At 67.4% G+C, this 24,135-nt stretch carries 21 protein-coding genes; 13 read left to right on the plus strand and 8 right to left on the minus strand.

All coding sequences use genetic code 11. The annotated features are described in order from the left end of the window. The first annotated feature begins 13 nt into the window (after nucleotides 1–13). From LuPra_RS17165 to gcvP, 10 genes are all read left to right on the plus strand, one after another. The gene (locus LuPra_RS17165) at nucleotides 14–1,159 is read left to right on the plus strand and encodes a helix-turn-helix domain-containing protein (protein WP_110168877.1); all 1,146 of its coding nucleotides are present in this window, start codon (nucleotides 14–16) and stop codon (nucleotides 1,157–1,159) included. 145 nt (nucleotides 1,160–1,304) lie between these two features. Next, nucleotides 1,305–2,177: an ethanolamine ammonia-lyase subunit EutC gene (locus LuPra_RS17170; protein ID WP_110171873.1), complete on the plus strand. Its 873-nt coding sequence runs from the start codon at nucleotides 1,305–1,307 to the stop codon at nucleotides 2,175–2,177. Between the two features lie 380 nt (nucleotides 2,178–2,557). Further along, nucleotides 2,558–2,893, plus strand: coding sequence for a ComEA family DNA-binding protein (locus tag LuPra_RS17175; protein WP_110171874.1), 336 nt, complete (start codon nucleotides 2,558–2,560; stop codon nucleotides 2,891–2,893). A 169-nt stretch (nucleotides 2,894–3,062) separates the two neighbouring features. After that, nucleotides 3,063–3,485 carry a hypothetical protein gene (locus LuPra_RS17180; RefSeq protein WP_157899318.1) on the plus strand — a complete coding sequence of 141 codons (423 nt, stop codon included), beginning with the start codon at nucleotides 3,063–3,065 and terminating at the stop codon, nucleotides 3,483–3,485. Beyond that, nucleotides 3,470–3,799, plus strand: coding sequence for a PilZ domain-containing protein (locus tag LuPra_RS17185; protein ID WP_110171876.1), 330 nt, complete (start codon nucleotides 3,470–3,472; stop codon nucleotides 3,797–3,799). Before LuPra_RS17180 ends, LuPra_RS17185 begins: the two co-directional genes overlap by 16 nt. A gap of 168 nt (nucleotides 3,800–3,967) precedes the next feature. After that, entirely contained in the window at nucleotides 3,968–5,419 is a 1,452-nt protein-coding gene (locus tag LuPra_RS17190; protein WP_110171877.1) for a sigma-54 interaction domain-containing protein, read from the plus strand. Between the two features lie 73 nt (nucleotides 5,420–5,492). Next, nucleotides 5,493–6,311 carry a 3-keto-disaccharide hydrolase gene (locus LuPra_RS17195; RefSeq protein WP_110171878.1) on the plus strand — a complete coding sequence of 273 codons (819 nt, stop codon included), beginning with the start codon at nucleotides 5,493–5,495 and terminating at the stop codon, nucleotides 6,309–6,311. Between the two features lie 82 nt (nucleotides 6,312–6,393). Next, nucleotides 6,394–7,509: a glycine cleavage system aminomethyltransferase GcvT gene (gcvT, locus tag LuPra_RS17200; protein ID WP_110171879.1), complete on the plus strand. Its 1,116-nt coding sequence runs from the start codon at nucleotides 6,394–6,396 to the stop codon at nucleotides 7,507–7,509. A gap of 7 nt (nucleotides 7,510–7,516) precedes the next feature. After that, nucleotides 7,517–7,888: a glycine cleavage system protein GcvH gene (gcvH, locus tag LuPra_RS17205; RefSeq protein WP_110171880.1), complete on the plus strand. Its 372-nt coding sequence runs from the start codon at nucleotides 7,517–7,519 to the stop codon at nucleotides 7,886–7,888. A 146-nt stretch (nucleotides 7,889–8,034) separates the two neighbouring features. Then, entirely contained in the window at nucleotides 8,035–10,905 is a 2,871-nt protein-coding gene (gene gcvP / locus LuPra_RS17210; protein ID WP_110171881.1) for an aminomethyl-transferring glycine dehydrogenase, read from the plus strand. Nucleotides 10,906–11,017: 112 nt separating this feature from the next. Here the strand turns inward: gcvP and LuPra_RS17215 are convergent, their stop codons facing one another. Beyond that, nucleotides 11,018–11,887, minus strand: coding sequence for an aminotransferase class IV (locus LuPra_RS17215; protein WP_157899319.1), 870 nt, complete (start codon nucleotides 11,885–11,887; stop codon nucleotides 11,018–11,020). Between the two features lie 24 nt (nucleotides 11,888–11,911). On the opposite strand from LuPra_RS17215, the gene LuPra_RS17220 reads away from it, so the two are divergent. Beyond that, nucleotides 11,912–13,498: an NAD(P)H-hydrate dehydratase gene (locus tag LuPra_RS17220; RefSeq protein ID WP_110171883.1), complete on the plus strand. Its 1,587-nt coding sequence runs from the start codon at nucleotides 11,912–11,914 to the stop codon at nucleotides 13,496–13,498. Between the two features lie 5 nt (nucleotides 13,499–13,503). Then, nucleotides 13,504–13,914 (plus strand): tRNA (adenosine(37)-N6)-threonylcarbamoyltransferase complex ATPase subunit type 1 TsaE, encoded by a 411-nt coding sequence (tsaE, locus tag LuPra_RS17225; RefSeq protein ID WP_110174744.1) that lies wholly within the window; start codon nucleotides 13,504–13,506, stop codon nucleotides 13,912–13,914. 194 nt (nucleotides 13,915–14,108) lie between these two features. Here tsaE and LuPra_RS17230 read toward each other — a convergent pair whose 3' ends face one another. Together LuPra_RS17230 and LuPra_RS17235 are read right to left on the minus strand one after the other, a co-directional pair. Further along, a complete protein-coding gene (locus LuPra_RS17230) occupies nucleotides 14,109–14,390 on the minus strand; it encodes a hypothetical protein (protein ID WP_110171884.1) in 282 nt (93 codons plus the stop codon). Then, nucleotides 14,387–15,211 (minus strand): HAD-IB family phosphatase, encoded by an 825-nt coding sequence (locus LuPra_RS17235; RefSeq protein ID WP_110171885.1) that lies wholly within the window; start codon nucleotides 15,209–15,211, stop codon nucleotides 14,387–14,389. The genes LuPra_RS17230 and LuPra_RS17235 overlap by 4 nt, the downstream gene beginning before the upstream one ends. A 177-nt stretch (nucleotides 15,212–15,388) precedes the next feature. Between LuPra_RS17235 and LuPra_RS17240 the strand changes: the two genes are divergently transcribed. After that, nucleotides 15,389–16,501 carry a GntR family transcriptional regulator gene (locus tag LuPra_RS17240; protein WP_110171886.1) on the plus strand — a complete coding sequence of 371 codons (1,113 nt, stop codon included), beginning with the start codon at nucleotides 15,389–15,391 and terminating at the stop codon, nucleotides 16,499–16,501. 73 nt (nucleotides 16,502–16,574) lie between these two features. On the opposite strand, the gene LuPra_RS17245 is transcribed toward LuPra_RS17240, so the two are convergent. The 5 genes from LuPra_RS17245 to secA form a co-directional block, all read right to left on the minus strand. Continuing rightward, a complete protein-coding gene (locus LuPra_RS17245; protein WP_157899320.1) occupies nucleotides 16,575–17,468 on the minus strand; it encodes a PIG-L deacetylase family protein in 894 nt (297 codons plus the stop codon). 204 nt (nucleotides 17,469–17,672) lie between these two features. Beyond that, complete coding sequence (locus tag LuPra_RS17250; protein ID WP_157899321.1) at nucleotides 17,673–18,566, minus strand: PIG-L deacetylase family protein; 894 nt, start codon at nucleotides 18,564–18,566, stop codon at nucleotides 17,673–17,675. A gap of 205 nt (nucleotides 18,567–18,771) precedes the next feature. Continuing rightward, entirely contained in the window at nucleotides 18,772–19,071 is a 300-nt protein-coding gene (locus LuPra_RS32010) for a hypothetical protein (protein ID WP_157899322.1), read from the minus strand. Between the two features lie 272 nt (nucleotides 19,072–19,343). Next, nucleotides 19,344–20,885, minus strand: a complete 1,542-nt coding sequence (gene guaB, locus LuPra_RS17255) for an IMP dehydrogenase (RefSeq protein WP_110171889.1) — start codon at nucleotides 20,883–20,885, stop codon at nucleotides 19,344–19,346. A gap of 91 nt (nucleotides 20,886–20,976) precedes the next feature. After that, on the minus strand, nucleotides 20,977–24,096 hold the full coding sequence (gene secA / locus LuPra_RS17260; RefSeq protein ID WP_110174745.1) for a preprotein translocase subunit SecA: 3,120 nt from the start codon (nucleotides 24,094–24,096) through the stop codon (nucleotides 20,977–20,979). Nucleotides 24,097–24,135: the final 39 nt, after the last annotated feature.

Raw genomic sequence — 24,135 nt, forward strand, 5'->3', positions numbered from 1 at the left:
GGAGAAGTCACCTGTGGATCTACGTGTGCAGTTCATCAGTGAGTACCTGGCGGATCGGTTCACCATGACGGCGCTCGCGGCCCAGTACGGCATCAGCCGCAAGACGGCGTACAAATGGGTCGCCCGCTACGACGCGGCGGGGCCCGCGGCGTTGGGGGATCGCTCGCGTCGGCCGCATCAGCATCCGGCGGCGACGGCCCCGGCGCTGGTGGAGGCCCTGTTGCGCGTCCGGCGGCGTCATCCGCAGTGGGGGGCCAAGAAGCTGCTGGCGCTGGGGCGCCGGCAGCAGCCCGACGCCGCGTGGCCGAGTCGATCGACCGTGTGTGATCTGCTGCAGCGCCACGGGCTGATCGTGCCGCGCCGGCGCCGGCGGCCGGTGCCGCACGGGAGCCACAGGCTGGCGCCCCTCACCGGGCCCAACGTCACGTGGACGACCGACTTCAAGGGCGAATTCCGCACGGGAGACCGCGCCTATTGCTATCCGTTGACGCTGCGCGACGGTTTCAGTCGGTATGTGCTGCGCTGCGATGCCCTGCTCAGCCGCACGACCGCGGAGACGCGCCGTTGCTTCGCGCGCGCGTTCGCGGCCTATGGGCTGCCCGAGCGGATCCGCAGTGACAATGGGAGCCCGTTTGCCGGGCCGGGCCTGGGCCGCCTCTCGCGGCTGAATGTCTGGTGGATGCGGCTCGGGATTGTCCCGGAGCGCACCGGCCTTGGGCGCCCCGATCAGAATGGGTCGCATGAACAGTTCCACCGCGTGCTCAAGGCCGAGACGACCCGGCCGCCCGCGCGGACCGCGCGCGCGCAACAGGAGCGCTTCCGAACGTTCTGCCGCGAGTACAACGGCATCCGCCCCCATGAAGCGCTCGACAATCAGCCGCCCGCGACGGTGTATCAGCCCTCGCCGCGCGCGCTGCCGGCGCGAGTCCCGGCCCTCGTGTATCCCGGCCACTGGGAGGTACGCCGCGTGGACAGCAATGGCTGCATCGCCTGGGGCGGCGCGCCGCTGTTTCTGACCGAAGTACTCGACGGCGAGTCGGTCGCCCTCGAAGCGGTCGATGATGGGGTCTGGACGCTGCATTTTGCGTCGGTCAGTCTGGGGCGTGTTCATGATCGCACTCGCACCATCACGGCGCTGCCGCCCGCGCAGCATCCGTGAGCGCCGGCCTGTGAAGGCCGTCCCGACCGCACAGACCGCGGTCGGCACCGCCTTCACAGGCCCCAACCAACTGTTACCCATGTTCCCGGACTAATCTGTTACCCATGTTTCCGGCCGCCCGGACCTGAGATTGAGACGTGAAGCCTTGCCCCGTGAGCCCGTGATTGCCAACCCGTGGAGTGCACTGCGACGGTTCACGCCCGCCCACGTCGGGCTCGGTCGAGCCGGCGTGAGTCTGCCGACCATGACGCACCTCGCGTTCCAACTCGCGCATGCCCGCGCCCGCGACGCGGTACACGACCCCCTCGACGTCGCCCGGGTGCGAGGCGAACTGGCGGCGCTTGGCCTGACGACGCTGGTCCTCCGGAGTGCCGCGGTGGATCGCGCCACGTACCTTCAGCGACCGGACCTCGGACGGCGGCTGGACGAGGTGTCGCAGCGCACGATCGACGCCCTGGGATTGCCGTATCGCGCTGACCGCTTCGATGTCGCGTTTGCGGTGGTCGATGGACTTTCGTCGAACGCGATCCATCGGCACGCTGCGCCGTTCCTGCGAGAGGTGCTGACGGCCTTGCCCGGCGCCCGTACTGCGCCGGAACAGGAACACAGGAACACAGGAGTACAGGAGCACAGGTCAGAACCGGCCGTCCGCGCGACGTGGAGCGTGGCTCCCGTCGCGGTAGTGGAGCAGGGCCGCGTCGCGATCGGCGATGCGATCGGAGAGGCTCTGCACGCCCGACTCGTGGTGGTGCTGATTGGCGAGCGCCCCGGACTCAGTTCGCCCGACAGCCTTGGTGCCTATCTCACCTGGGAGCCCGTGCCGGGGCGTACCGACGCGGAGCGCAACTGCCTCTCGAACATCCGCCCCGAAGGCCTGGACTACGGCGACGCTGCTGTGCGGCTGGTCGGCCTCCTTCGCGAGGCACGTCGCCGCGAGCTGTCTGGCGTCGCCCTCAAGGACGAGCACGACGCACTGCCGCGCGCATCATCGTCTCCGTCCTTCCTGCTCGACCCGTAACTGCCCGACTCTCCTGGACCTGTAGCTGCCGGACTCTGTCCGGCAGTGGCCAGTCGTGCGACTCGCAGTCGCCGTCAAGGTGGCCCGGTAACACCAGTTGCCGATGTCTCCCCGAGTTCACGCAATGTCGGCGTCTCCTGGTGGCCAGGCGTCCACGCACTGCGGCGTCCGTCCGGCCTCAACTCCTACGTAGGCCATGGGTTACGCGTGTCGTACGTCCCTACCGCGACAGCTGGCGTGGGCCTTGCTCTGGAACAGCGCGTGCGCGGCCCGGCACCATCGCACGATTGATTGCGGGCCAACTTCCCGGCGATGCCGGAGTCGCGCACACCACCTCGCGACGCCTGTCCACGGGCGCCGCGCTTCCGAGGAGGAATGCCATGACCGGTTCGATGCTTGTCCTGCTGCTTGCGCTGTCCCATCCCCCCACCCCTGTCACGTTACCGGCCGCCTACGCCTTCGTGCAGGACGCGCGTCCGGCTGCGCCGGCGCAGTCGGTCAACGTCAACACCGCGACCGTGGCGCAGTTCGAGGCCCTGCCCGGGATCGGCCCCAGCATGGCGCAGCGCATCGTGGCCTACCGCGACAAGAACGGGCCCTTCAAGAAGCTCGAGGACCTGATGAACGTCCAGGGCATCGGCGAGAAGTCTTTCCTGAAGCTGCGTCCCTTGCTCACCATCAGCGGCCAGGGCGATGCGAAGGCCTCGAAGAACTGATCGCCGCGAGCCGAGGCGTCCCTCCCGGGGCGCCTCGCTACCCGAACTGGTCCTGGTCCTCGGCCTGCTCGCTATCGTCTCCGGCGGTGCGTGGCGAACGCTGAGCGAGTTGCGGGACGCTCGCGCCAGCCGGGAGGCCGCGCGGGGGTTGACCGCCGACCTGCGAGGCGTGGCCCAGCAAGCGCGGCGGCAGCGCCGAAGCCTCGCCGTGGAGTTCGACCTGCAGGCGCCGGAGCGCTGGAGGGTGCTGGCCGACGGCAACGGCAATGGGATCACCACCGCCGACGTCAGCCTCGGCATCGATGCGCCCCAGACGCCCTGGACGCTGGTCTTTCGCGAGGGGCGCGCGCGCCTTGCCGTGACGCGCGATCTGCCCGGCGCCGACGGCACAGGGACGGTGCCGCGGGGAAGCACGCCAATCCAGCTCGGGGTGGCGTCGCGGTTGGTCTTCACGCCCCGGGGCACCAGTGCCGCGGGGTCGGTGTACGTGGCTGGCCGCGGGGACCGGGCCTACGCCATCCGTGTCCTCGGGACAACGCAACGGATTCGCCTGTCGTGCCTCGGAACGAGTGGCACATGGGAGACCTGCTGATGGCCGCCCTCGTGATCAACGAGAGACGACGGGAAGAGCGGCGAGGTGCGCCGGCACAGAGCCACGGGCCGGAGCCGCAGGTGCCGGGCGCGCGTGTCCTGGAAATCATCGACACGTCCCCGCACGGCCTGCGCTGCCGTCTGTCGCAGGCGGTGCGACCAGGCCGAGCCATGCCCCTGCGCCTGCCTTTGGCCGGCGGACTCGTCGTCCAGTCCGCGTTCGTGGTGCGGTGCGTTGTGTGCCGGCTGAGCAGGCAGGGGGTGCAGTACGAAGCCGCGTGGGCCGTCGAGGGCCGCTGGAGCCATGAGTACTAAGTACACATCGCCCGTCTCGCCCGGACATCAACTCACCCTCATCGCTGACGCCCCCTCGTCGAAAGGGCCATCGCGGCCGCGGCGTCCTGGCGCGCGGCTTGGAAGCGCTGACTGGCACGGGCCCATCCGATCTCAGCCGCGGCTGGCCATGCCCCTGGGGATCTGCTCATGACCGACCGTGCTCCGTCGATGCCTGCCCTCCGCGCCGACTTGTCATCGTCTCTGACCCGGTTCCTGCAGCAGGCGATCGTGATCCTCCGGGCCGAGACTCAGGCACGCGAAGGCCTCGAGCGGCTGATGGCCCAGGCATTCGGCCTCGGCCATCCGACTCTGCATCTGGCAGGCGAGCCCCTGGACCTCGGCCACGGCCGGGCGGTGGTGCCCGGAGGGTCCGAGACCTTGCGGCTGACGGCGACAGGAGGCCCCGACGAGCTCGCGGCCGCAAGTCCCGCGGTCGGCGTGCTGCAGGCGCTCGAGCCCCTGCTGCGCGACCTGGAACGCAAGGCCGACACCAGGCACGTCCTGCGCGCCATGAGCCTGAACCAGGGGGATCTCGTCGGCACCACGCCGGTGATGCGTCAACTCCACGAACGCATTGCGCGCGCGGCGGGGAAGAACTTCATCGTCCTGATTCAGGGCGAGAGCGGATCGGGCAAGGAACTGGTCGCCCGACGCGTACACGCGCTGAGTGATCGCGCTGACGGGCCCTTCGTGCCGCTGAACTGTGCGGCTATCGTGGAGTCCCTGCTCGAGGCGGAGTTGTTCGGGATCGAGGAACGTACGGCGACCGGTGTACGAGGCCGGCGCGGCAAGTTCGAACTGGCCGACCGGGGCACGCTGTTTCTCGACGAAGTCTCGGACCTCTCGTCGTCTGCGCAGGCCAAGCTGCTGCGAGTCATCCAGGACCCGACGGTGGAACGAGTCGGCGGCCACGGCAGTCGCCGCGTCGACGTCCGCATCGTGGTGGCCACCAACCGTCCGCTCGAGGCGCTCAGCCGAAGCGGCGAGTTCCGTCGTGACCTGTTCTATCGCCTGAACGCGATCGAAATCGCCGTGCCGCCCCTGCGTGCCCGAAGAGACGACATTCCGTACCTCGTGGAGGCGATCCTGCAGCGATCGTCGGGCGGACAGCCGTATCGGTTGTCGGGGAATGCGATCGAAGCGCTGATGGTCTACGAATGGCCCGGGAACGTGCGCGAACTGGAGCGCGTGATCGAACGCGCCATCACGTTGGCGCAGTCGCACGTCATCGATGTCCCCGATCTGCCGGAGGTCGTGACTGGCCGTTATCGTGAGGCCTTCGTGCCGAGCGATTGTGGTGACGACTCCATGAGAGGCTGGGGCAGCCGCTACGCGCGCTACGTCCTCAGGCAGGCCGGCGGCAACAAGCGAGAGGCCTGTCGAATCCTCGGCATCAGCTATCACACGCTATGCGCCTTCCTCGCCTATACCGGACCTCGCCGCGATCTCAGGCGCGGACGCGGCACATCGTCGAGCGCGCAGCCGCCAGCGGCCATCACCGGAGCGGGAACCCCTTCCACCTACGAACCGCGCCGCCCGGAAGGCGGACGGCCCGCGATCGTGCTCCACGAAGGGCCTGCGGCCAGGCTCGACACCTAGGAGCGAGTGCACTACAGTGGCGGAGATATCGCATCACGCGAGGCCGACACGATGTGCGGCGGAGGAGTGCTTCATGGCGCAATCTGCTACGACTTCCCGTTTACAGGTCTCTCTCGTCGCGCTTGCCGCGACCGCCGCGCTCGGCGCCGGCTTGCTGGCCACCGCCCCCGCCGCTCCGAGCGGCACCGCGGTCGCTGCGGCTCAGGCCGACAACACGCTCAATGCGCAGGAAAAGGCTGCGGGCTGGCGCCTCCTGTTCGACGGCAGCACCACCAAGGGATGGCGCAACGCCCACGCCGACGCGTTCCCTGACAAGGGCTGGGTGGTCAAGGACGGCCTGCTCTCGGTGGTCGAGTCCGGCGGCGCCGAATCGGCCCACGGCGGCGACATCGTGACGATGGACGAGTACGGCGACTTCGAACTCAAGGCCGACGTGAAGCTGACCAAGGGTGCCAACAGCGGCATCAAGTACTTCGTCACCGAGAAGCTGGGCACCCCCGGACGTGGCTCGGCGATCGGCCTCGAGTTCCAGCTCCTGGACGATGCCGTGCATCCCGACGCGAAGGCGGGGCGTGATGGCAACCGGACGTTCGGGTCGTTGTACGACCTCATCGCTGCGCCTGCCACCAAGCCGGTCAAGCCGATTGGCGAATGGAACACCGCCCACATCGTCTCGAAGGGAACGAAAGTGGAGCATTGGCTCAACGGCACGAAGCTGATCGAGTTCGACCGCGCGAGCGAGTCGTTCAAGAAACTCGTGGCCATCAGCAAGTACAAGGAGTACGCCGGATTCGGGCAGGCCAAGAGCGGCCATCTGCTGCTGCAGGATCACGGCAACACCGTGTACTTCCGCAACATCAAGGTGAAGGGCACGGCACTCCCCAACACCTAGGCGCGTCCCCTTTCTTGAGCGTCTGCCCCTGAGGCTGTATTGTTGAAGGGTTGCGGTCCACCCGGACCGCGCCCTTCACGGCATGTCCGACACCCAGACCGCCCTCAAGCAGACCCCGCTGCACGCCACGCACCTCGGCCACAAGGCTCGCATGGTGCCGTTCGGCGGCTGGGACATGCCCGTCGAGTATTCCGGGATCACCGACGAGCACATGGCCGTCCGGACACGGGCCGGCCTGTTCGACGTGAGCCACATGGGCGAGATCGAGATCGCGGGCGCCGACGCCCTTGCGGCCGTCCAGAAGATCTCCTCCAACGACGCCGCGCGCCTCGCCATCGGGCAGATTCATTACTCCGCACTCACGACGCCAGCCGGCACGTTCGTCGACGACCTGCTCGTGTATCGCCTGGCCGACGACCACTTCCTGCTTGTCGTCAACGCGTCCAACATCGAGAAGGACTACGCCTGGATCCGCGGCCAGGTGGCCGAGTTCGCCGACGCCCCGGCCGTGAACACGAGCAACCGGTACGCGCTGCTGGCGTTGCAGGGGCCTGCAGCGCTGGAAGTGCTGCAGACGCTCACGTCGGTGCCGCTGGCGGAGATGAAGTACTACTGGTTCGCCACCGGCGAAGTCGCCGGCGTGCGCGTCACGATCTCGCGCACCGGCTATACCGGCGAGGACGGCTTCGAGGTGTTCGTGCCGCCGGCCCAGGCTGCGCACGTCTGGCAGGCGATGCTGCGGGCGGGCGAAGCCGCCAACGTCATTCCGGCCGGTCTCGGCGCCCGCGACACGCTGCGCCTCGAGGCGTCCATGCGCCTGTTCGGCAACGACATGGACGAGACCACGACCGTACTCGAGGCGGGACTCGGCTGGATCGTCGGCTGGAAGAAGGACGCGTTCAATGGCGCCGAGGTGTTGCGCGCCCAGAAAGCGGCCGGCGCCGATCGGACACTCGTCGGCCTCGAGATGGTCGACCGTGCCATCGCCCGCCACGGTTATCCGGTGATGATCGATGGCGAGGCCCTCGGAACCGTCACGAGCGGCACGCAGACGCCGTTCCTGAAGAAGGCCATCGGCATGGCCTATGTGCCCGCGGCCATGGCCGAGCCCGATCGCCAGATCCACGTCGACGTGCGCGGCCGGCTCGCTGCCGCCCGTATCGTCCCCATGCCGTTCTACAAGCGGCCGAGGAGCTGATCCCGCGATGTATCCCGCCGACCTGAAGTACACGAAGGACCACGAGTGGATCCGCACGACCGGCGACACCGCCGACGTCGGCATCACCGACTATGCCCAGCAGCAACTCGGTGACGTCGTGTTCGTCGAGTTGCCGCAGGTGGGCCGTGTCCTCGCCCAGGGCGAGGTGTTCGGCACCATCGAATCGGTCAAGGCCGTGTCGGAGTTGTTCTCGCCGGTCGCCGGGGAAGTCGTGGCCATCAACGACGCGTTGACGAGCGCGCCCGAGCAGGTCAACAGCGACCCGCACGGATCGTGGATCATCCGGGTTCGTCCGAGCAGCCCGGGCGACCTCGCCGCCCTGCTCGACGCGGCGGCCTACACGCAGCAGGTCGGCTGACCGCGCCGCGTTTCCAAACCGGGCCCCGGAGATCTCGTACGACGTGGTGTCGCCGGCGCGGCGCCCATCTCCTGACGTGCCTTGATACCCATGGTCCCGGCCGGCGCGAACGCCGGCCGTTCCCCTAGCACAAGACCCTGTTCCACATGACTCCAGCGGCCACCGACGCGTTTGCCCTTCGCCACATCGGCCCCCGACCCGAGGACCGCGACCGCATGCTGCACGACCTCGGCGTGCCGACCCTGGACGCGCTGATCGATCAGGTCGTGCCCTCGCACATCAGGCGGCCCGACCCGCTCATCGAGCCTCCGGCCGAGACCGAAGCCGCCTTCCTGACCCGCCTGCGCACGCTCGAGGCGAAGAATGCGCGATTCCGGTCCTTCATCGGCGCCGGCTACTACAACACCCACACGCCTGCCGTCATCCAGCGCATGGTGCTCGAGAACCCGGGCTGGTACACGCCGTACACGCCGTACCAGGCCGAGATCGCCCAGGGGCGTCTCGAGGCCCTGCTGACCTTCCAGACGGCCGTCAGCGACCTCACCGGCATGGACGTCGCCAATGCGTCCTTGCTCGACGAGGCGACCGCCGCGGCCGAAGCGATGACGCTGTTGCGACGTGTCAGCAAGAAGCCGGCGTCCGCGGTGCGGATGCTCGTCATCGGCGAAGTGTTCCCACAGGTGCGCGAACTCCTCGTCTCCCGCGCCGAGCCGCTCGGCTTGCGGGTCGACTTCGTTGCTGACGCCGACGCCATTGCAGACGATGTGTTCGGGGTGATGGTGCAGTACCCCGATGGACACGGGGCGGTCAGCGACATCGCGCCGATCATCACGCGTGCACACGAGGCCGGTGCCCTGGTGGCCGTCGGCTCCGACTTGCTCGCGCTCACGTTGCTCGTGCCCCCCGGCGAACTCGGTGCCGACGTCGTGTACGGCTCGGCCCAGCGCTTCGGCGTGCCGCTCGGCTACGGCGGACCGCATGCGGCGTTTTTCGCGACCCGCGAGGCCTACGTCCGCCAATCCCCGGGCCGGATCATCGGCGTGTCCGTCGATGCCCAGGGCGGATCGGCCTACCGCATGGCGCTGCAGACGCGCGAGCAGCACATCCGGCGCGAGAAGGCGACGTCCAACATCTGCACCGCGCAGGCACTGCTGGCCAATATCGCGGCGTTCTACGCGGTGTTCCACGGCGCCGAGGGCCTGACCGACATCGCCATCCGCATCCACGGACATGTCACGCAACTCGCGGCAGCCCTCACCGCGATGGGCCTGACGCTGCACAACGCCGCGTACTTCGACACGCTGCGTGTCTCCGGCGTCGATGCCGAGACGCTGCGCGCGGCCGCCGAAGCCGCGCAGGTCAACTTCCGGTACCTCGCAGACGGATCGATCGGCATCAGCCTCGACGAAACGTCGACGTCCGATGATGTGCTGGCGATTTCCAACGTGTTCGGAAAGGTGGTGGGGCGGGGAACGCAGTTCGATGAGACGGCGCCGTCGCCGGTGCCCGTCACCCTGCGGCGCAGGTCGTCGTTCCTGACCCATCCCGTGTTCACCGAGCACCGCTCGGAACTGCAGATCACGCGCTTCATTCGTCGCCTGGAGCGGCGCGACATCGGCCTCGACACGTCGATGATTCCGCTCGGCTCCTGCACGATGAAGCTCAACGCGGCGGCGGAAATGCTGCCGATCACCTGGCCTGGCTTTGCCGCGGTGCACCCGTTCGTGCCGGTCGAGCAGGCGTCGGGCTACCAGGAGATCTTCCGCGACCTCGAGCGGATGTTGTGCGACATCACGGGCTTTGCCGCCGTGTCGCTGCAGCCCAACTCCGGTGCGCAGGGCGAACTCGCCGGGTTGATGGTGATTCGCGCCTATCACCGTGCGCGGGGCGACAGCCACCGCACGGTTGTGCTCATCCCCTCGTCGGCCCACGGCACCAACCCCGCGAGCGCGGTGATGGCCGGCATGAAGGTCGTCGTGGTCGCGTGCGACACGAACGGCAACGTCGATCTCGGCGACCTGCGCGCCAAGGCCGAGCAGCACAAGGACACGCTCGCGGCGCTGATGGTGACGTACCCGTCGACGCACGGCGTGTACGAGGACGCGATCCGCGAGATCTGCGAGGTCGTCCACGCGCACGGTGGCCAGGTCTACATGGACGGCGCCAACATGAACGCCCAGGTCGGACTCACGAGCCCGGCGCTGATTGGCGCCGACGTGTGCCACCTCAACCTGCACAAGACGTTTGCGATTCCGCACGGCGGCGGCGGCCCGGGCATGGGGCCGATCGGTGTCGCGCGGCACCTGGCGCCGTACCTGCCGTCACACCCGGTCGTCACGACTGGCGGCGGTGCAAGTGGCATCCATGCGATCTCGGCCGCCCCATGGGGCAGCGCGCTCATCCTGCTGATTTCGTACGCATACATGTCGATGCTCGGTGGCGACGGGATGACCGAGGCGACGCGCTACGCGATCCTGAACGCGAACTACATCAAGGCGCGGCTCGAAGGCCCCTACGCCGTGCTCTACACCGGCCGTGAGGGGCGCGTGGCGCACGAGTTGATCCTCGACCTGCGGCCGCTCAAGCAGGCCTCGGGCATCGACGAGATGGACGTCGCCAAGCGCCTGATGGATTACGGCTTCCATGCGCCGACCGTGTCGTTCCCGGTGCCGGGCACGCTGATGATCGAGCCGACAGAGAGCGAAGACCGCGACGAACTCGATCGGTTCTGCGATGCGATGTTGGCCATCCGTGCCGAGATCCAGGCGGTCATCGATGGCACCGTCGACCCGAACGACAACGTGCTCAAGCACGCCCCGCACACCGCGGCCGTGGTGATGGCCGACCAATGGACGCGGCCGTATCCGCGCAGCCTGGCGGCGTTCCCGCTGCCGTACCTGCGCACGATGAAGGTGTGGCCGACGGTTGGCCGCATCGACAATCCGTTCGGCGATCGGCACCTGGTCTGCGCATGCCCGCCGATGACCGAGTACGCCGAGGAGACCGTCGGGGCCTGACGCATCCAAATTTCAAGAATTTCAAGAATTTCAGAAGTTCACCACCATTGTCAGCAGCTCGAGGCTGGTGGTGGTATTGAAATTCTGAGATTCTGAAATTTCCAATTTCAATTTATGTGAGCCGTCCGGGGACGCCGGCGGTGAAGGCGTCCATCAACTGGCGCGTCACGCACCCGGGTCGGCCCTCGCCGATCGTGTACGTTCCGATTCGGACCACCGGGACGATCTCTCGCGTCGTGCTGGTGAGGAAGGCCTCGCGCACGGAGGCCAGGTCGTCCTCCAGCAGCACGCGTTCTTCCGTGCGTCGGCCCGACGCGGCCGCCAGTTCCAGCACGAACCCCCGCGTCACGCCGACCAGCAGCCCGGCATCCACGGGTGGCGTGAGCAGCACCCCGTCACGCACGAAGAAGATGTTGGACTGGGCGCATTCGCACAGCTCACCGCGATGGTTCTTCATCAGCGCCTCGAAGGCGCCTTCGCGATAGGCCTGCTGCATGGCCAGCGCGTTGTTCAGCAGGTTGTTCGACTTGATCGCCGGGTCGACGCTGCCAGGATGATTGCGAACCACTGAGGCGAGCGAGAGCCCGACACCATTGACCATGGCTTCCGCGGGCGGATCGGCATGCGCCTTGACGATGATGACGACCGTGGGAGAGGGGCATGCCTTCGGGTCGTACACGATTTCGCCTTCGCCGCGCGTGAGCAGGATCCGCACGTACGCGTCGCCCTCGAGTACCGCCGCTGCCACGGTCTCGCGGATACGCGCCAGCAGCGCCTCGTCGGTCAGCGGACACGCCAACGCGATGCGCGCGGCTGACGCCCTCAACCGCTTCATGTGTTCGGGGAACAGGAACGGCCGGCGATCGTAGGTGCGGAGCACTTCGTAGACACCTTCGCCGAACAGGAAGCCATGGTCGAACACCGAGACCCTGGCATTGTCCTGGCCGTACAACACGCCGTCGATGTTCACCGCGACTGGCACAGCGGGGGAGGGTACCATGCATCCATGCGAGTGCTGACTGCGGCGCAAATGCGCGAGGCCGACCGGATCACGATCGAGGAACTCGGCATCCCGTCGCTCGTCCTGATGGAGAACGCCGGTCGCCAGGTGGTGGCGGCCATCGAGGCGCTGTTCCCGAACCTGGAGTCGCGGCGGGTGGCGGTCCTGGCGGGTCGGGGCAACAACGGCGGGGACGGCTTCGTCATTGCGCGCACGCTGCTCGAGCGCGTCGTCGAAGTACCGGTGTTCGTGATCGGATCGCTGTCGGAGGTCCGCGGCGATGCGCGTCACAACCTGGAGGTGCTTGGGCGGCTCGGCGCCTCGGTGGTGGAAATCGCCGACGAGCAGGCGTGGGAACTCCATTTCTCCGAGATCTCGCAGTGCGACCTCGTGGTCGATGCCATCTTCGGGACGGGTTTGCGCCAGGCGCTGGACGGCATGTACCCGACCATCGTCGGCGACCTGAACGGCAGTGGCCTGCCGGTGGTGGCCGTCGACGTCCCGAGCGGCCTGCTTGCCGACACGCACGAGGTGCAGGGCGAGGCGATCCGGGCAGCGGTCACGGTGACACTGGCCGCGCCGAAGATCTGCCACATCCTGCCGCCTGCGCAACGTGTTTGCGGGGAACTGGTCGTCGCCGACATCGGTATCCCGGAAGCCATCATCGAGCGGCTCGACGGACCGTATGTCGAAGTGATCACGCGCGGGGTCATGCGCTCGGTGCTCGAGCCACGTGACCCTGAGGCGCACAAGGGCGAATTCGGACGCGTCCTGATCGTCGCCGGGTCGATGGGCAAGAGCGGCGCGGCGCACCTCGCGGCAATGGCGGCATTGCGGTCGGGCGCAGGACTGGTCACGGTGGCCACACCGCGGTCGGTGCAGCCCATCCTCGCCGCCATGGCCCCGGAGTACATGACCATCGGCCTGCCGGAGGATGCAGACGGACAGGTGACGCCCGACGCGATCGAGCGCGTCCTGGACACCGCGAGCGATGTCATCGCGATGGGCCCCGGCCTCGGGACCGGGCCCGGCGTGCGTGCCTTCGTGCATGGGGTGATGGAACGGGTAGGTGTGCCCATCGTCCTCGATGCCGATGCGCTGAATGCCTTCGCAGGCGAACACGCGCGGCTGCTCGCCGGACGTGATGGCCACGACGTGATCATCACGCCACATCCGGGCGAGATGGCGCGGCTGCTGGGCACCACGACCGAGGACGTGCAACGCGATCGCGTGGCCGCGGCGCGGACGTTCGCCGAGAAGCACCAGTTGCATGTCGTGCTCAAGGGCCACCGCACGTTGGTCGCCGCGCCCGAAGGCACCATCGCCATCAACATGACGGGCAATCCGGGGATGGCGACTGGCGGCACCGGCGATGTCCTCACCGGCGTCATCGCCGGCTGGTTCGGCCAGTTGCTCGATGCCGAGGGCGCCTCGCGCCTCGGCGTGTACCTGCATGGACACGCCGGTGATCTCGCCATGGCGGATCTGGGTGAGGCGGCGCTCACCGCGTCCGACCTGCTCACCTATCTCGGCGACGCGGTCCTGGAACTCTCCGCGGAGCGGACGTCCAAGGGCGACGACCACGACGAGTGATCGTGATGCAGACCGAGTCGGAGGCGCAGACGCGGCGCGTCGCGATCGCCCTGGCGGACCGGCTCACGCCAGGCACCGTGCTGCTCCTGCATGGCGATCTTGGTGCCGGCAAGACGGCATTCGTGCGCGGGCTCGCCGAGGCGCTGGGTTTCACCGACGATCCGGTGAGCAGCCCCACCTTCACGCTGGTGCACGAATATAAGGGCGGCCGTGTTCCGCTCTACCACGCGGATCTGTACCGCCTGCCTGACGGTGGCGCAAGCCTCGACGACCTGGGGCTGGACGAGGTCGCGCAGGACGGCGTGCTCGCGATCGAGTGGCCCGAGCGCCTGGCGCGCGGTGTGCCGGGCGCGATCGACGTCCGCATCGACATCGTCTCCGACACCGGTCGCCGGATCACGATCGAATACCGGTAGGGCCCGCTCTCCGAGCGCGGCCCTCGTCGGCCGGGTTCGGAGAACCGGCCCTACCTTCGAGTTTCTTGCCGCACGCGACTGCGGCACGGCTGACTGCAACACGTCACGCTGGTCGGCAGACCGCGGCCGCGGACCGTTGACTACAGTCGACGGCTATAACCGGTCAGCCAAAGGCTACACGCAGGACGACTGACCTACGCCGCTTCGGCTTCCGCGGCCACGCCGCGGTCCGGCCGCGGCGACGGCGCGACCGATATCCGCCTCTCGCGCCGATAGCGGTGCTCCGCCCACACGGCCGCCCCCAGCACGAGGACGTTGGAACCGATGACCGGCGCGGCCTGCGTCACCAGGCCATAGGTGAGCCACAAGCACGCGCCCGACATCTGGACGCGTCGAAGTGCGGACTGGCCACGCGTGAGGTACGACGCGGTGAAGACGGCGGTCGCCGTCCATCCGATGGCGTCCGCGAGGGTCATGCCGACTCCGCGCGCACGAGCGCCGGCATCTCCCGTAACGTCACGCGATCGGTCCGCGCCCGTTCCCAGTCCTGCATGGTGAGCCCGTAGCTGGCGAAGAGTTCGCGGATGCGCGTCGAACTCCAGCCGGCGACGTGGCCGAGAATCGGCACCATCACGCTCAACGCACTGTCGCTCAGCACGGTGCGCCGTGCGATCCGCGCCAGGTGACGGTTCTCGGAGACCGCGATCGTGAAGCCGTCACGGTTGTTCACGTGCAGCATGACGTGGACGTCCGAGCTGCCGTCGCCCACGTAGATCGTGTGCTCCGGGCGGCTGCTGACCCGCGCCTCGAGCTGCTCGAGCACCGCCACCTTGCCATAGCCGGCCGGGACGTGCGTGACCGCGGTGACCTCGCCGCTCGTGGCGTCGAACTCGAGCTCGGTCCCGAAGATGTGGTCAGGAGGAACCACGCCCGCGAGCGCCGCTTCGATGACCGGCCGCGGTGCGGCCGAGATGACAAAGAACGAGAACTGGCAGCCGGGGATGCCCTTGGCGAGCACGTCCACCAGCTGCGGGATGTCCTGCTTGAGGCGGACCCGACGCCCGGCCTCGATGAGGTGCTCGCGCCTGACGGCCCGGAACTCCGGATCGTGGCGCAGCAGGTACGCGAGTTCGCCTCCCTGATGCACGAGGTTACTGCGGGCCAGGCCCGCCACCTTCTCCTCGAACCCGGAAGCTCCGATGAGTTGGCTCAGCACCACGCCAGAGTCGTTGAAGCTCAAGGTCTGGTCGAAGTCGCTGGCCACCAGGAAATGCACCGGATCGGTCATGATTGACATATCACTCCTCTGGGCCTTATCAGAGCGCCCACGAATCAAGCATAGCAACTCCAATGTGGTCTGACCAGTCTAATCGGTCGAATTTACAGAATATTTACGTGGACCAAGGAATGTGGCCCAAACTGGGCCAAACTTTGCCATTGTCCAATGCCTCGTAGTTGTCATAACATCTTGGGCATGCAACGCACGGTCTTGCTGGTGCCGAAGTACCAGGTCGTCTACGACGCGCTCCGAAAGGACATCGAGTCCGGCCGGCTGCCCGCCGGCGGCCGGGTACCCAGCGAGGCCGACCTTGGCTCCCGTTTCGGGGCGTCGCGCATCACGGTCGGCCGCGCGGTGCGCGACCTGCAGATGCAGGGCCTCGTGGAGCGACGGATCGGCTCGGGCACCTACGTACGGCGCCAGGCCTCGACGGCCGCCACCGACTGCACCTTCGGCATCCTCGTGCCGGACCTGCCTGACATCGAGATCTTCGAACCGTTGGTCCAGGGCCTGCTGTCCGCGCCGGGCGCCCGGGCGCACGCGTTCCTTTGGGGTGGGGGAGAGTCACCGGCGACGGGCCGCGCCGCGGCCGCGTGGGCCCGTGTCCAGCAGTACATCGCCAAGCGCGTCGACGGCGTGTTCTTCGCGCCCCTCGAAGGGCTGCCGGCGGGCGACACCACCAACTTGCGGATCGTGTCTGCCCTCGACGAAGCGCGCATCCCCGTCGTCCTGCTCGACCGCTCGGTGCATCCGTATCCGAAGCGCGGCCCCTACGACCTGGTCGGTATCGACAACCGGCGCGTGGGCTTCGCCATCACTGAACACCTGCTGAACGCCGGGGCGCGACGGGTGGCCTTCCTGGGTACCACCAACGGGGCCTCGACCATCGCCGGGCGGCGGGCCGGGTACCGTGAAGCGATCGACGTACTGCAGGCCGACGGTGCGCTCACGCATCTGCCAGTCCCGTCTCCGGCCGATCGCGCCGCCCTGGCTGCGTACCTTGACGCGAACGAACCGGACGGCATCGTCTGCGCGCACGACCGCGGCGCGGCGCAGTTGATGCACGCGCTACTGGCCCTCGGACGCTCGATTCCCGGCGACATCCGGCTCGCCGGCGTGGACGACGTCGAGTACGCCGCGTGGCTGCCGGTGCCATTGACGACGGTCCGGCAGCCGGTGCGGGAGATTGGCGAGGCAGCGGTGGCGGCGATGCTCGAGCGCCGGATACATCCCGGGCGCCCGGCCCGCGACATCTTCGTGCAGTGCACGCTCGTGGTGCGTCAGTCGTGCGGAGAGAAGGCGGGGTAACGGCACCTCGCACGTAGCCGTCGACCTTCAGGTCGACGGTGTGCCACGTCGAGCGGGTCGCGAAAACCCGACCCTATTTCGGGACGCGGGCGTCCAGTTCCGCGGGCTTCACCTGCCGCCCGTACTGATTCAGCTGGAACGCCTCTACGTACTTCACCTTCGAGCCTCGCTCCTGGCCGTAGCGCGCGATGAGCTGCGCGCGGTACTCGTCTGCACCCGCGGCCAGCCACCCCTTCACCGTCTCCAGGATGTGCGCCTTGCGGCCGGCGTCGTCGGCCGGCATGTTCGGCAGCGTCCGGCCCTGCCATGAATCCGCGTCGCCGAACTGCGACGGCATGGCGGCGATGCACTGGAACTTCTTCTCCGCGACCGCATCGATGTCCACCACGACGTCGGGTGCGAACGGTTTTGGCCCGGTGAATCCATCCGCGGAATTCAGGTAGATCGGATTGCCTTGTGTGGGCGGCGTGTCGGGCACGAAAAACGGGGCGCCGACCACCACCGCAGTGTCGTTGAGCAGCACGCCGACATACCGGTGGTCGGGGTGATAGTCGTAGGGCCGGTGGCCGATGACGATGTCGGCCTGCCAGTCCCGGATCTTGCGTGCGAAGGCCCTCCGAGTCGCGAGGTTCGGCTCCAGTTCACCATCGTGGATGTCGAGCACATCGGTGGTGATTCCGAGGATGCGGGCGCACTCGCGCACCTCCGCCGTGCGACGAATCGCGAGTGGGCCGCCGGCCTGGCTGAAATGGCCGATGTCGCCGTTGGTCGCGGCGACGAACTTCACCTTGTGTCCCTGCGCAGCCCACAGCGCGCCCACGCCTGCCGCCTGCAGTTCGGCATCATCGGGATGCGCACCGAAGACGATGATGCGCAGCTGGCGTGGTGCAGCAGGTTGGGTGGCCGAGACGGCCACGCCAAGTGTGAGAAAACACAAAAGGACAGCGGAAAAGACGCGATGGGACATGTGGGGAACCTGGCAGGACGGAGGACGGGGAGTGAGGAGGGAGGCGTGAGGACGGAGATAGGAAAGAGGAGGAGATGACCGAGGTGAAGTCCTCGTACCTCTGAGCTTCGTCCTACCTCTATCCTCCATCCTCCGTCCTCTATCCTCCATCCTCCGTCCTCTATCCTCCATCCTCCGTCCTCCGTCCTCACTCCTTGCCGTTGTCTACTTCGGGAACATCTCGCTGAGGGCGTCAGGCTTGACCTGGCGCCCGTACTGATTCAGCTGGAAGGCCTCGGCGTATTTCACCTTGGAGCCACGCTCCTGGCCGTAGCGGGCGATGAGCTGGGCACGGTACTGATCGGCGACGGCCGCCGATCGCTGCTTCGCGAGTTCGAGCAGGTACGCCGGCCGCTTCGCATCGTCCTTGGGCACGTCAGGGCGGGTGCGGCCCTGCCACGAGTCGGCGTCGCCGAACTGTGACGGCATGGCGCTCACGCAGGCCCACTTCTTCTCCGCCGACGCATCGATGTCGACGATGACATTCGGCTCGAACGGCTTGGGGTCAACGAAGTTGTCCGAGTAGTTCAGGTAGATCGGGTTGCCCTGCGTGGGCGGCGTGTCGGGCACGAAGAAGGCCGCGCCGACCACGACCGCGGTGTCGTTGAGCAGCACGCCAACGTACCGGTGGTCGGGATGGTAGTCGTACGGGCGGTGGCCCATCACGATGTCGGCCTGCCATTCGCGGATCTTGCGGGCGAACATGCGTCGGTACTCGAGGTTCGGCTCGAGTTCGCCGTCATGGATGTCGAGGACGTCGGTCGTGATGCCCATGATGCGGGCACACTCCTGGACCTCCTTGTACCGACGGATGGCGAGCGGACCACCGGCCTGGCTGAAATGGCCGATGTCGCCGTTGGTCGCCGCGACGAATTTCACCTTGTGGCCGGCGGCGGCCCACAAGCTGGCCACGCCTGCGGCCTTCAGTTCGGCGTCGTCGGGGTGCGCCCCGAAGGCGATGATGCGGAGTTGACGCGGCGCGGACGGCTGGGTGGCCGAGACGGCCACGCCGAGCGCGAGGAGGCAGAGGGAAAGGGAGGGGAGAAGGCGACGAGACATGTCGCGCATTTTAGTCCGGGTACCGGGTACCGGGTACCGGGTTCCGGAATGCGGGAATGCGCGAATACGGGAATGTCGAAGACGGCACGGCGAGCCGCGCGCCGGTGCGGCGCATTCCCCGACGTGTTCGCCGTAGCCGTGGCGGAGGCGGAACGGGCATGGCGTGAGACGGGCAACGGCAGGAGGACGTCTGTGCCGCCAGGCCTCAGTCGAAGACGTCGCCGAACGAACGCGGATCGTTGACGTCGATGCGCGCGATTCTTCCGTCGCCGAAGAACATGAAGCAGGTGCGAGCGTTCGGTCCGACGGGGCCGAAGGTATTGAGCGAAATCTCAATCGGGACGCGAAAGAGCGGATGGGTGATCTGCCGGAGTCCCGGCTGCCCTGGAAAGGGCAACTGCCCGGGCGGCGGGACGTCATATGCACTCTCCTCGAGTCGCTGCGCAATCTCAGCCCGCAAGGTTGTCCAGGGCCAGAAGTAGTAGGGCCATGGCGTGAGGCTCACGTAGAGCGCGGCAGCCAGCCAGGCGAAGCACCGGCCCCATGGCCGAAAGCGGGTAGGCGGCGCGGTAGGACTGAGACCGCGCCTGCAGGCGATCGTGCTCAGCCCCAACATGATTGTCGCCGGCAGACCAACCAGGACGGGAGCAGGTTCACCAGTAACAGGTGTGCAACTGCGGCGGACACGAGAAGCAGGGTCGCCAGTGGCTGAAGGCCCACGGCCGAATGACGAAGGCCGAACTGCGGTGACGGACGCCTCGGAGAGGCGTCCCTACCTCACCGCTCGACGCGGTAGTTCGGCGATTCCTTCGTGATGATCACGTCGTGCACGTGGCTCTCGCGCTGGCCCGCGGGGGTGATGCGAATGAGTTGCGCGTCGGTCTGCAGGGCCTCGATGTTGCGGCACCCGCAGTAGCCCATGCCGGCACGCAGGCCGCCGACCAACTGGTGGACCATCGCGGCCACCGAACCCTTGTGTGCGACGCGGCCTTCGATGCCCTCGGGCACCAGCTTGTCGGTGCCTTCGCCGGTCACCGCGTTCAACTCGAACTCATCCTGGAAGTAGCGGTCCCGCGATCCCTTGCGCATGGCCCCGATCGAGCCCATACCGCGGTACTCCTTGAAGGAGCGGCCCTGGTAGAGGATGACCTCGCCCGGACTCTCGTCGGTGCCGGCAAAGAGACTGCCGATCATCACCGTGCTGCCGCCGACCGCCATCGCCTTGGTGATGTCGCCCGAATAGCGGATGCCGCCGTCGGCGATCACCGGGATGTTGTAGGGCCGGGCGGCGCGCGCGCATTCCGCGATCGCCGAGACCATCGGCACGCCGATGCCGGCGATGACGCGCGTCGTGCAGATCGAGCCGGCGCCGATACCGACCTTCACCGCATCCACACCGATCTTGATCAGGTCTTCGGTGGCCGCGCCTGTCGCGACGTTGCCCGCTACCAGGTCGACGCCGGGGAACCGGCTCCGCAATCGGCGCACCATTTCCAGCACACCCACCGAGTGCCCGTGTGCGGTGTCGACGATCAGCACGTCGACGTGCGCAGCCACGAGCGCCTCGGCCCGCTCGATCGTGTCCTTGGCGATGCCGACGGCCGCGCCCACGCGCAGCCGACCGAGATCGTCCTTGCACGCCATCGGGTACTTGATCGCCTTCTGGATGTCCTTGACCGTGATCAACCCCTTCAGGCGGTAGTCGTGATCGACGACCAGGAGCTTCTCGACCTTGTGGGTGTGCAGGATGTCCTGCGCCTGATCGAGCGTGGTGCCCACGGGTACCGTGATCAGGTTCTCGCGCGTCATGATCTCCGCGATCGACCGTTCGAGGCGCGTCTCGAAGCGGAGGTCGCGATTGGTCAGGATGCCGACGAGACGTCCTTCCTTGCTGCCGTCCTCGGTGATCGGCACGCCAGAGATGCGGTACTTCTTCATCAATTGGTGCGCTTCGGCAATCGAATGCGTCGGCGACAGTGTGATCGGGTTGACGATCATTCCGCTCTCGGAGCGCTTGACGCGATCGACCTCGTTGGCCTGGTCCTCGACTGAGAGGTTCTTGTGGACGATGCCGATACCGCCTTGCTGGGCCATCGCGATGGCCAAGCCGGACTCGGTCACGGTATCCATGGCAGCGCTGGCGAGCGGCACGTTGAGGCGGATGTTGCGCGTGAAGCGCGAGGACACGTCCACCTGGCTCGGCAGGATTTCCGAGCGGCGCGGCACGAGCAGGATGTCGTCGAAGGTGAGTGCGGTCTGCAGGCCGCGCTCCACTTGTTCAGCGGGCGAGAGGGCGACGAGGGTGTCCGTGGTGGTCATGGGCATCAGGCGCGTGAGGACACGAAAGGCCGACGAACGTCGTCGGCCTGGTGGTGTTCGAACGGGTGCATGACGTGCCCCGTGACCAACGTCACAGGCCCGCCCCGTGGCACTTCTTGTACTTCTTGCCGCTGCCGCACGGGCAGTCGTCGTTGCGGCCCACCTTGGGGACGTCGCGACGGACCGTGCGCTGCACGTCGTCGCCGCCGACGCGTGCGGGTCTGGGCGCGGTGGCGGTCGCCGCCGGCGCACCGAAGATGCCGCTGGCCGTACCGGCCGCGGAGGGCGCGGGCCGATTCTCCTGCAGCCGCTTGGGCTGCGAGAAGATCGCGGGCACGGCCGGAGCCTTCTGCGCGACCTGCGGAGGCGGCGCCGTGCGGGGCGCGGACGGTGGCGCGGCCACGTCGACGCTGTCGGCCATCTGCAGGAAATCGGGCGGCGGCTCCGAACGGCCGAACGTCGGCCGCAGGCGCCACAGGTAGCGAACCGTCTCCTCGTCCACACGCTGCTTCATCGCAGCAAACAGCGTGTAGCTCTCCTTCTTGTACTCGACGAGCGGGTCGCGCTGCCCGTACCCGCGCAGGCCGATCCCTTCCTTCAGGTGATCGAGGCTGTAGAGGTGATCCTTCCACTGGCCATCCACGACCTGCAGCATCAGGTTGCGTTCGATGGGTGCCAGGACGCTGCGGCCCGCCACCGAAAGACGCGCATCTCCCTCGGCCGCCTTGATCTGATCGAAGAACGACGGGCCGGCAATCTGCGGGATGACATCGTCGGGCAGTTGCAGAAGATCGCGGCCCACGGCCGACTCCTTCTCGACGTACTGTTCCTCGACTTCGGCCCAGAGTTCGGCGCGGATCTGTTCGCCGTTCATCTCCTCGAGCGGCAGTTCGCGCACGACCGTCTCGTCGACGTCGAACACACGAATGGTTTCCTCGCGCAACTGGCCGAGATCCCACAACTCGGGGTTGTCCTTGTTGCCGGCATATTCCTCGACCAGGTTCGCGAGCACCTCGTCGGCGAGCACCAGGAGGTATTCGCGCGAGTCGACCTCGCCGTCCTCCAGGCGGATGCGGCCCTGCAGCAACTGCAGGCGCAGCGCGTACACGCTCTCGCGCTGCTTGTTCATGACGTCGTCGTACTCGAGCAGGTGCTTGCGGATGCCGAAGTTCTGGGCCTCCACCTGCTTCTGCGCGCGCTGGATGGCCTTGGTTACCATCCGGCTCTCGATCGGCACGCCCTCTTCCATCCCGAGGCGCTGCATCAGCCCGGAGATGTTGGCCGACCCGAAGATGCGCATCAGGTCGTCTTCGAGCGACAAGTAGAAACGCGAGCTGCCCGGATCGCCCTGGCGGCCGGCGCGGCCACGCAACTGGTTGTCGATGCGCCGCGACTCGTGACGTTCGGTGCCGACGATGTGCAGGCCGCCGAGGCTGACAACCTGCTCGTGCTCCGCGCGGCACTCGTCATCGAAGCTCTTGTAGATGTGCTCCCAGGTGGGCGTGGGCACCCGGTAGAAGTTGTCGAGATGACGGAAGTAGACGAACTCATCGTCGTCGACGTACTTCTCCTCGCCACGCGGCACGCGCTCGGCGACTTCCTCGGCGAGGCACTGCTGCCGCGCCATGTACTCGGCGTTGCCGCCAAGCAGGATGTCGGTGCCGCGGCCGGCCATGTTGGTGGCCACCGTGACCTTGCCGAGGCGACCGGCCTGGGCGACGATCTCGGCCTCCTGCGCGTGGTACTTCGCGTTCAGCACGACGTGCTTCACGCCCTTGCGCTTCAGCATCGTCGAGAGCAGTTCCGACTTCTCGACCGAGACGGTGCCGACGAGCACGGGACGGCCTTCGGCCTGGCGTGAGGCGATGTCGTCGACGATCGCCTCGTACTTCTCCCGCTGCGTGCGGAAGACGGTGTCGGGCTCCTCGATGCGGATCAGGGGCCGGTTGGTCGGCACCTGGATCACGTCGAGCTTGTAGATCTTGTTGAACTCTTCCGCCTCGGTGTCGGCGGTGCCGGTCATGCCCGACAGCTTGTCGTACTTGCGGAAGAAGTTCTGGAAAGTGATCGTCGCGAGCGTCTGGTTCTCGCGTTCGATCTTGACGGCTTCCTTCGCCTCGACGGCCTGGTGCAGGCCATCGCTCCAACGCCGGCCCGGCATGACGCGTCCGGTGTGCTCGTCGATGATCACGACTTCGCCGGCCTCGTTCACGAGGTACTCGACGTCACGACGGAATAGCGTGTGGGCGCGGAGTCCCTGCTGCACGTGGTGGAGCAGGGGCATGTTGGCCGGGTCGTACAGGCCGCCCGGCAGCAGCCGATGTGCCAGCAGCTGCTCGGCGTGGGCCATGCCGCCTTCGGTGAGCGTGGCGGTCTTGTGCTTCTCGTCGACGATGTAGTCGCCGGTCAATTCGAGGGCTTCGCGCTCTTCGGACTTGACCTGGCCCTGGATCACGGCGCCCGGCTTGAGCTGAGGAATGATCCGATCAACCTCGTAGTACAGGTCGGTGGATTCCTCGGCCGGGCCCGAGATGATCAGCGGGGTTCGCGCCTCGTCGATCAGGATGCTGTCCACTTCGTCGACGATGGCGAAGAAGTGCCCGCGCTGCAGCACCATCTGCGCGAGGTCGAACTTCATGTTGTCGCGAAGGTAATCGAACCCGAACTCGTTGTTGGTGCCGTAGGTGATGTCGGCGCCGTACTGCCGCTGCCGTTCGTCGTCACGCAGGTCGTGCTGGATGACGCCGACCGACATGTCGAGGAACCGGTAGATGCGGCCCATCCACTCCGAGTCGCGCCGGGCCAGGTAGTCGTTCACCGTGACGACGTGCACGCCCTTGCCCGCGAGGGCGTTCAGGTACGCCGGCAGCGTGGCGACCAGGGTCTTGCCCTCGCCCGTCTTCATCTCGGCGATGCGACCGCGGTGCAGAACGATGCCGCCGATCAGCTGCACGTCGTAGTGCCGCATGTGGATCACGCGGCGACCGGCCTCACGCACGACCGCGAAGGCTTCGGGCAGCAGGTCCTCGAGCGTCTCTCCCTTGGCGAACCGCTCCCGGAACTCGGCGGTCCTGGCACGCAGCGCCGTATCGCTCAGCTGCTGCATGGCTGGCTCGAGCTCGTTGATGCGAGCGACGAGCGGCTGTATCCGCTTCAGCTCGCGTTCGTTCTGCGTGCCGATGACCTTGGAGAGAAGGGTGTCGAGAACCAAAGGGTGACTACCAGATGGCGGACCCGGAAGCGGGCACCG

The organism is Luteitalea pratensis (assembly GCF_001618865.1).
Lineage (GTDB): Bacteria > Acidobacteriota > Vicinamibacteria > Vicinamibacterales > Vicinamibacteraceae > Luteitalea > Luteitalea pratensis.

Excerpts from the sequence above, each read along its gene's own strand:
- LuPra_RS17175 (WP_110171874.1), top strand. The coding sequence starts at position 2,558 with ATGACCGGTTCGATGCTTGTCCTGCTGCTTGCGCTGTCCCATCCCCCC.
- LuPra_RS17185 (WP_110171876.1), top strand. The coding sequence starts at position 3,470 with ATGGGAGACCTGCTGATGGCCGCCCTCGTGATCAACGAGAGACGACGG.
- LuPra_RS17190 (WP_110171877.1), top strand. The coding sequence starts at position 3,968 with ATGACCGACCGTGCTCCGTCGATGCCTGCCCTCCGCGCCGACTTGTCA.
- LuPra_RS17195 (WP_110171878.1), top strand. The coding sequence starts at position 5,493 with ATGGCGCAATCTGCTACGACTTCCCGTTTACAGGTCTCTCTCGTCGCG.
- gcvT (WP_110171879.1), top strand. The coding sequence starts at position 6,394 with ATGTCCGACACCCAGACCGCCCTCAAGCAGACCCCGCTGCACGCCACG.
- gcvH (WP_110171880.1), top strand. The coding sequence starts at position 7,517 with ATGTATCCCGCCGACCTGAAGTACACGAAGGACCACGAGTGGATCCGC.
- gcvP (WP_110171881.1), top strand. The coding sequence starts at position 8,035 with ATGACTCCAGCGGCCACCGACGCGTTTGCCCTTCGCCACATCGGCCCC.
- LuPra_RS17220 (WP_110171883.1), top strand. The coding sequence starts at position 11,912 with ATGCGAGTGCTGACTGCGGCGCAAATGCGCGAGGCCGACCGGATCACG.
- tsaE (WP_110174744.1), top strand. The coding sequence starts at position 13,504 with ATGCAGACCGAGTCGGAGGCGCAGACGCGGCGCGTCGCGATCGCCCTG.
- LuPra_RS17230 (WP_110171884.1), bottom strand. The coding sequence starts at position 14,390 with ATGACCCTCGCGGACGCCATCGGATGGACGGCGACCGCCGTCTTCACC.
- LuPra_RS17235 (WP_110171885.1), bottom strand. The coding sequence starts at position 15,211 with ATGTCAATCATGACCGATCCGGTGCATTTCCTGGTGGCCAGCGACTTC.
- LuPra_RS17240 (WP_110171886.1), top strand. The coding sequence starts at position 15,389 with ATGCAACGCACGGTCTTGCTGGTGCCGAAGTACCAGGTCGTCTACGAC.
- LuPra_RS17245 (WP_157899320.1), bottom strand. The coding sequence starts at position 17,468 with ATGTCCCATCGCGTCTTTTCCGCTGTCCTTTTGTGTTTTCTCACACTT.
- LuPra_RS17250 (WP_157899321.1), bottom strand. The coding sequence starts at position 18,566 with ATGTCTCGTCGCCTTCTCCCCTCCCTTTCCCTCTGCCTCCTCGCGCTC.
- guaB (WP_110171889.1), bottom strand. The coding sequence starts at position 20,885 with ATGACCACCACGGACACCCTCGTCGCCCTCTCGCCCGCTGAACAAGTG.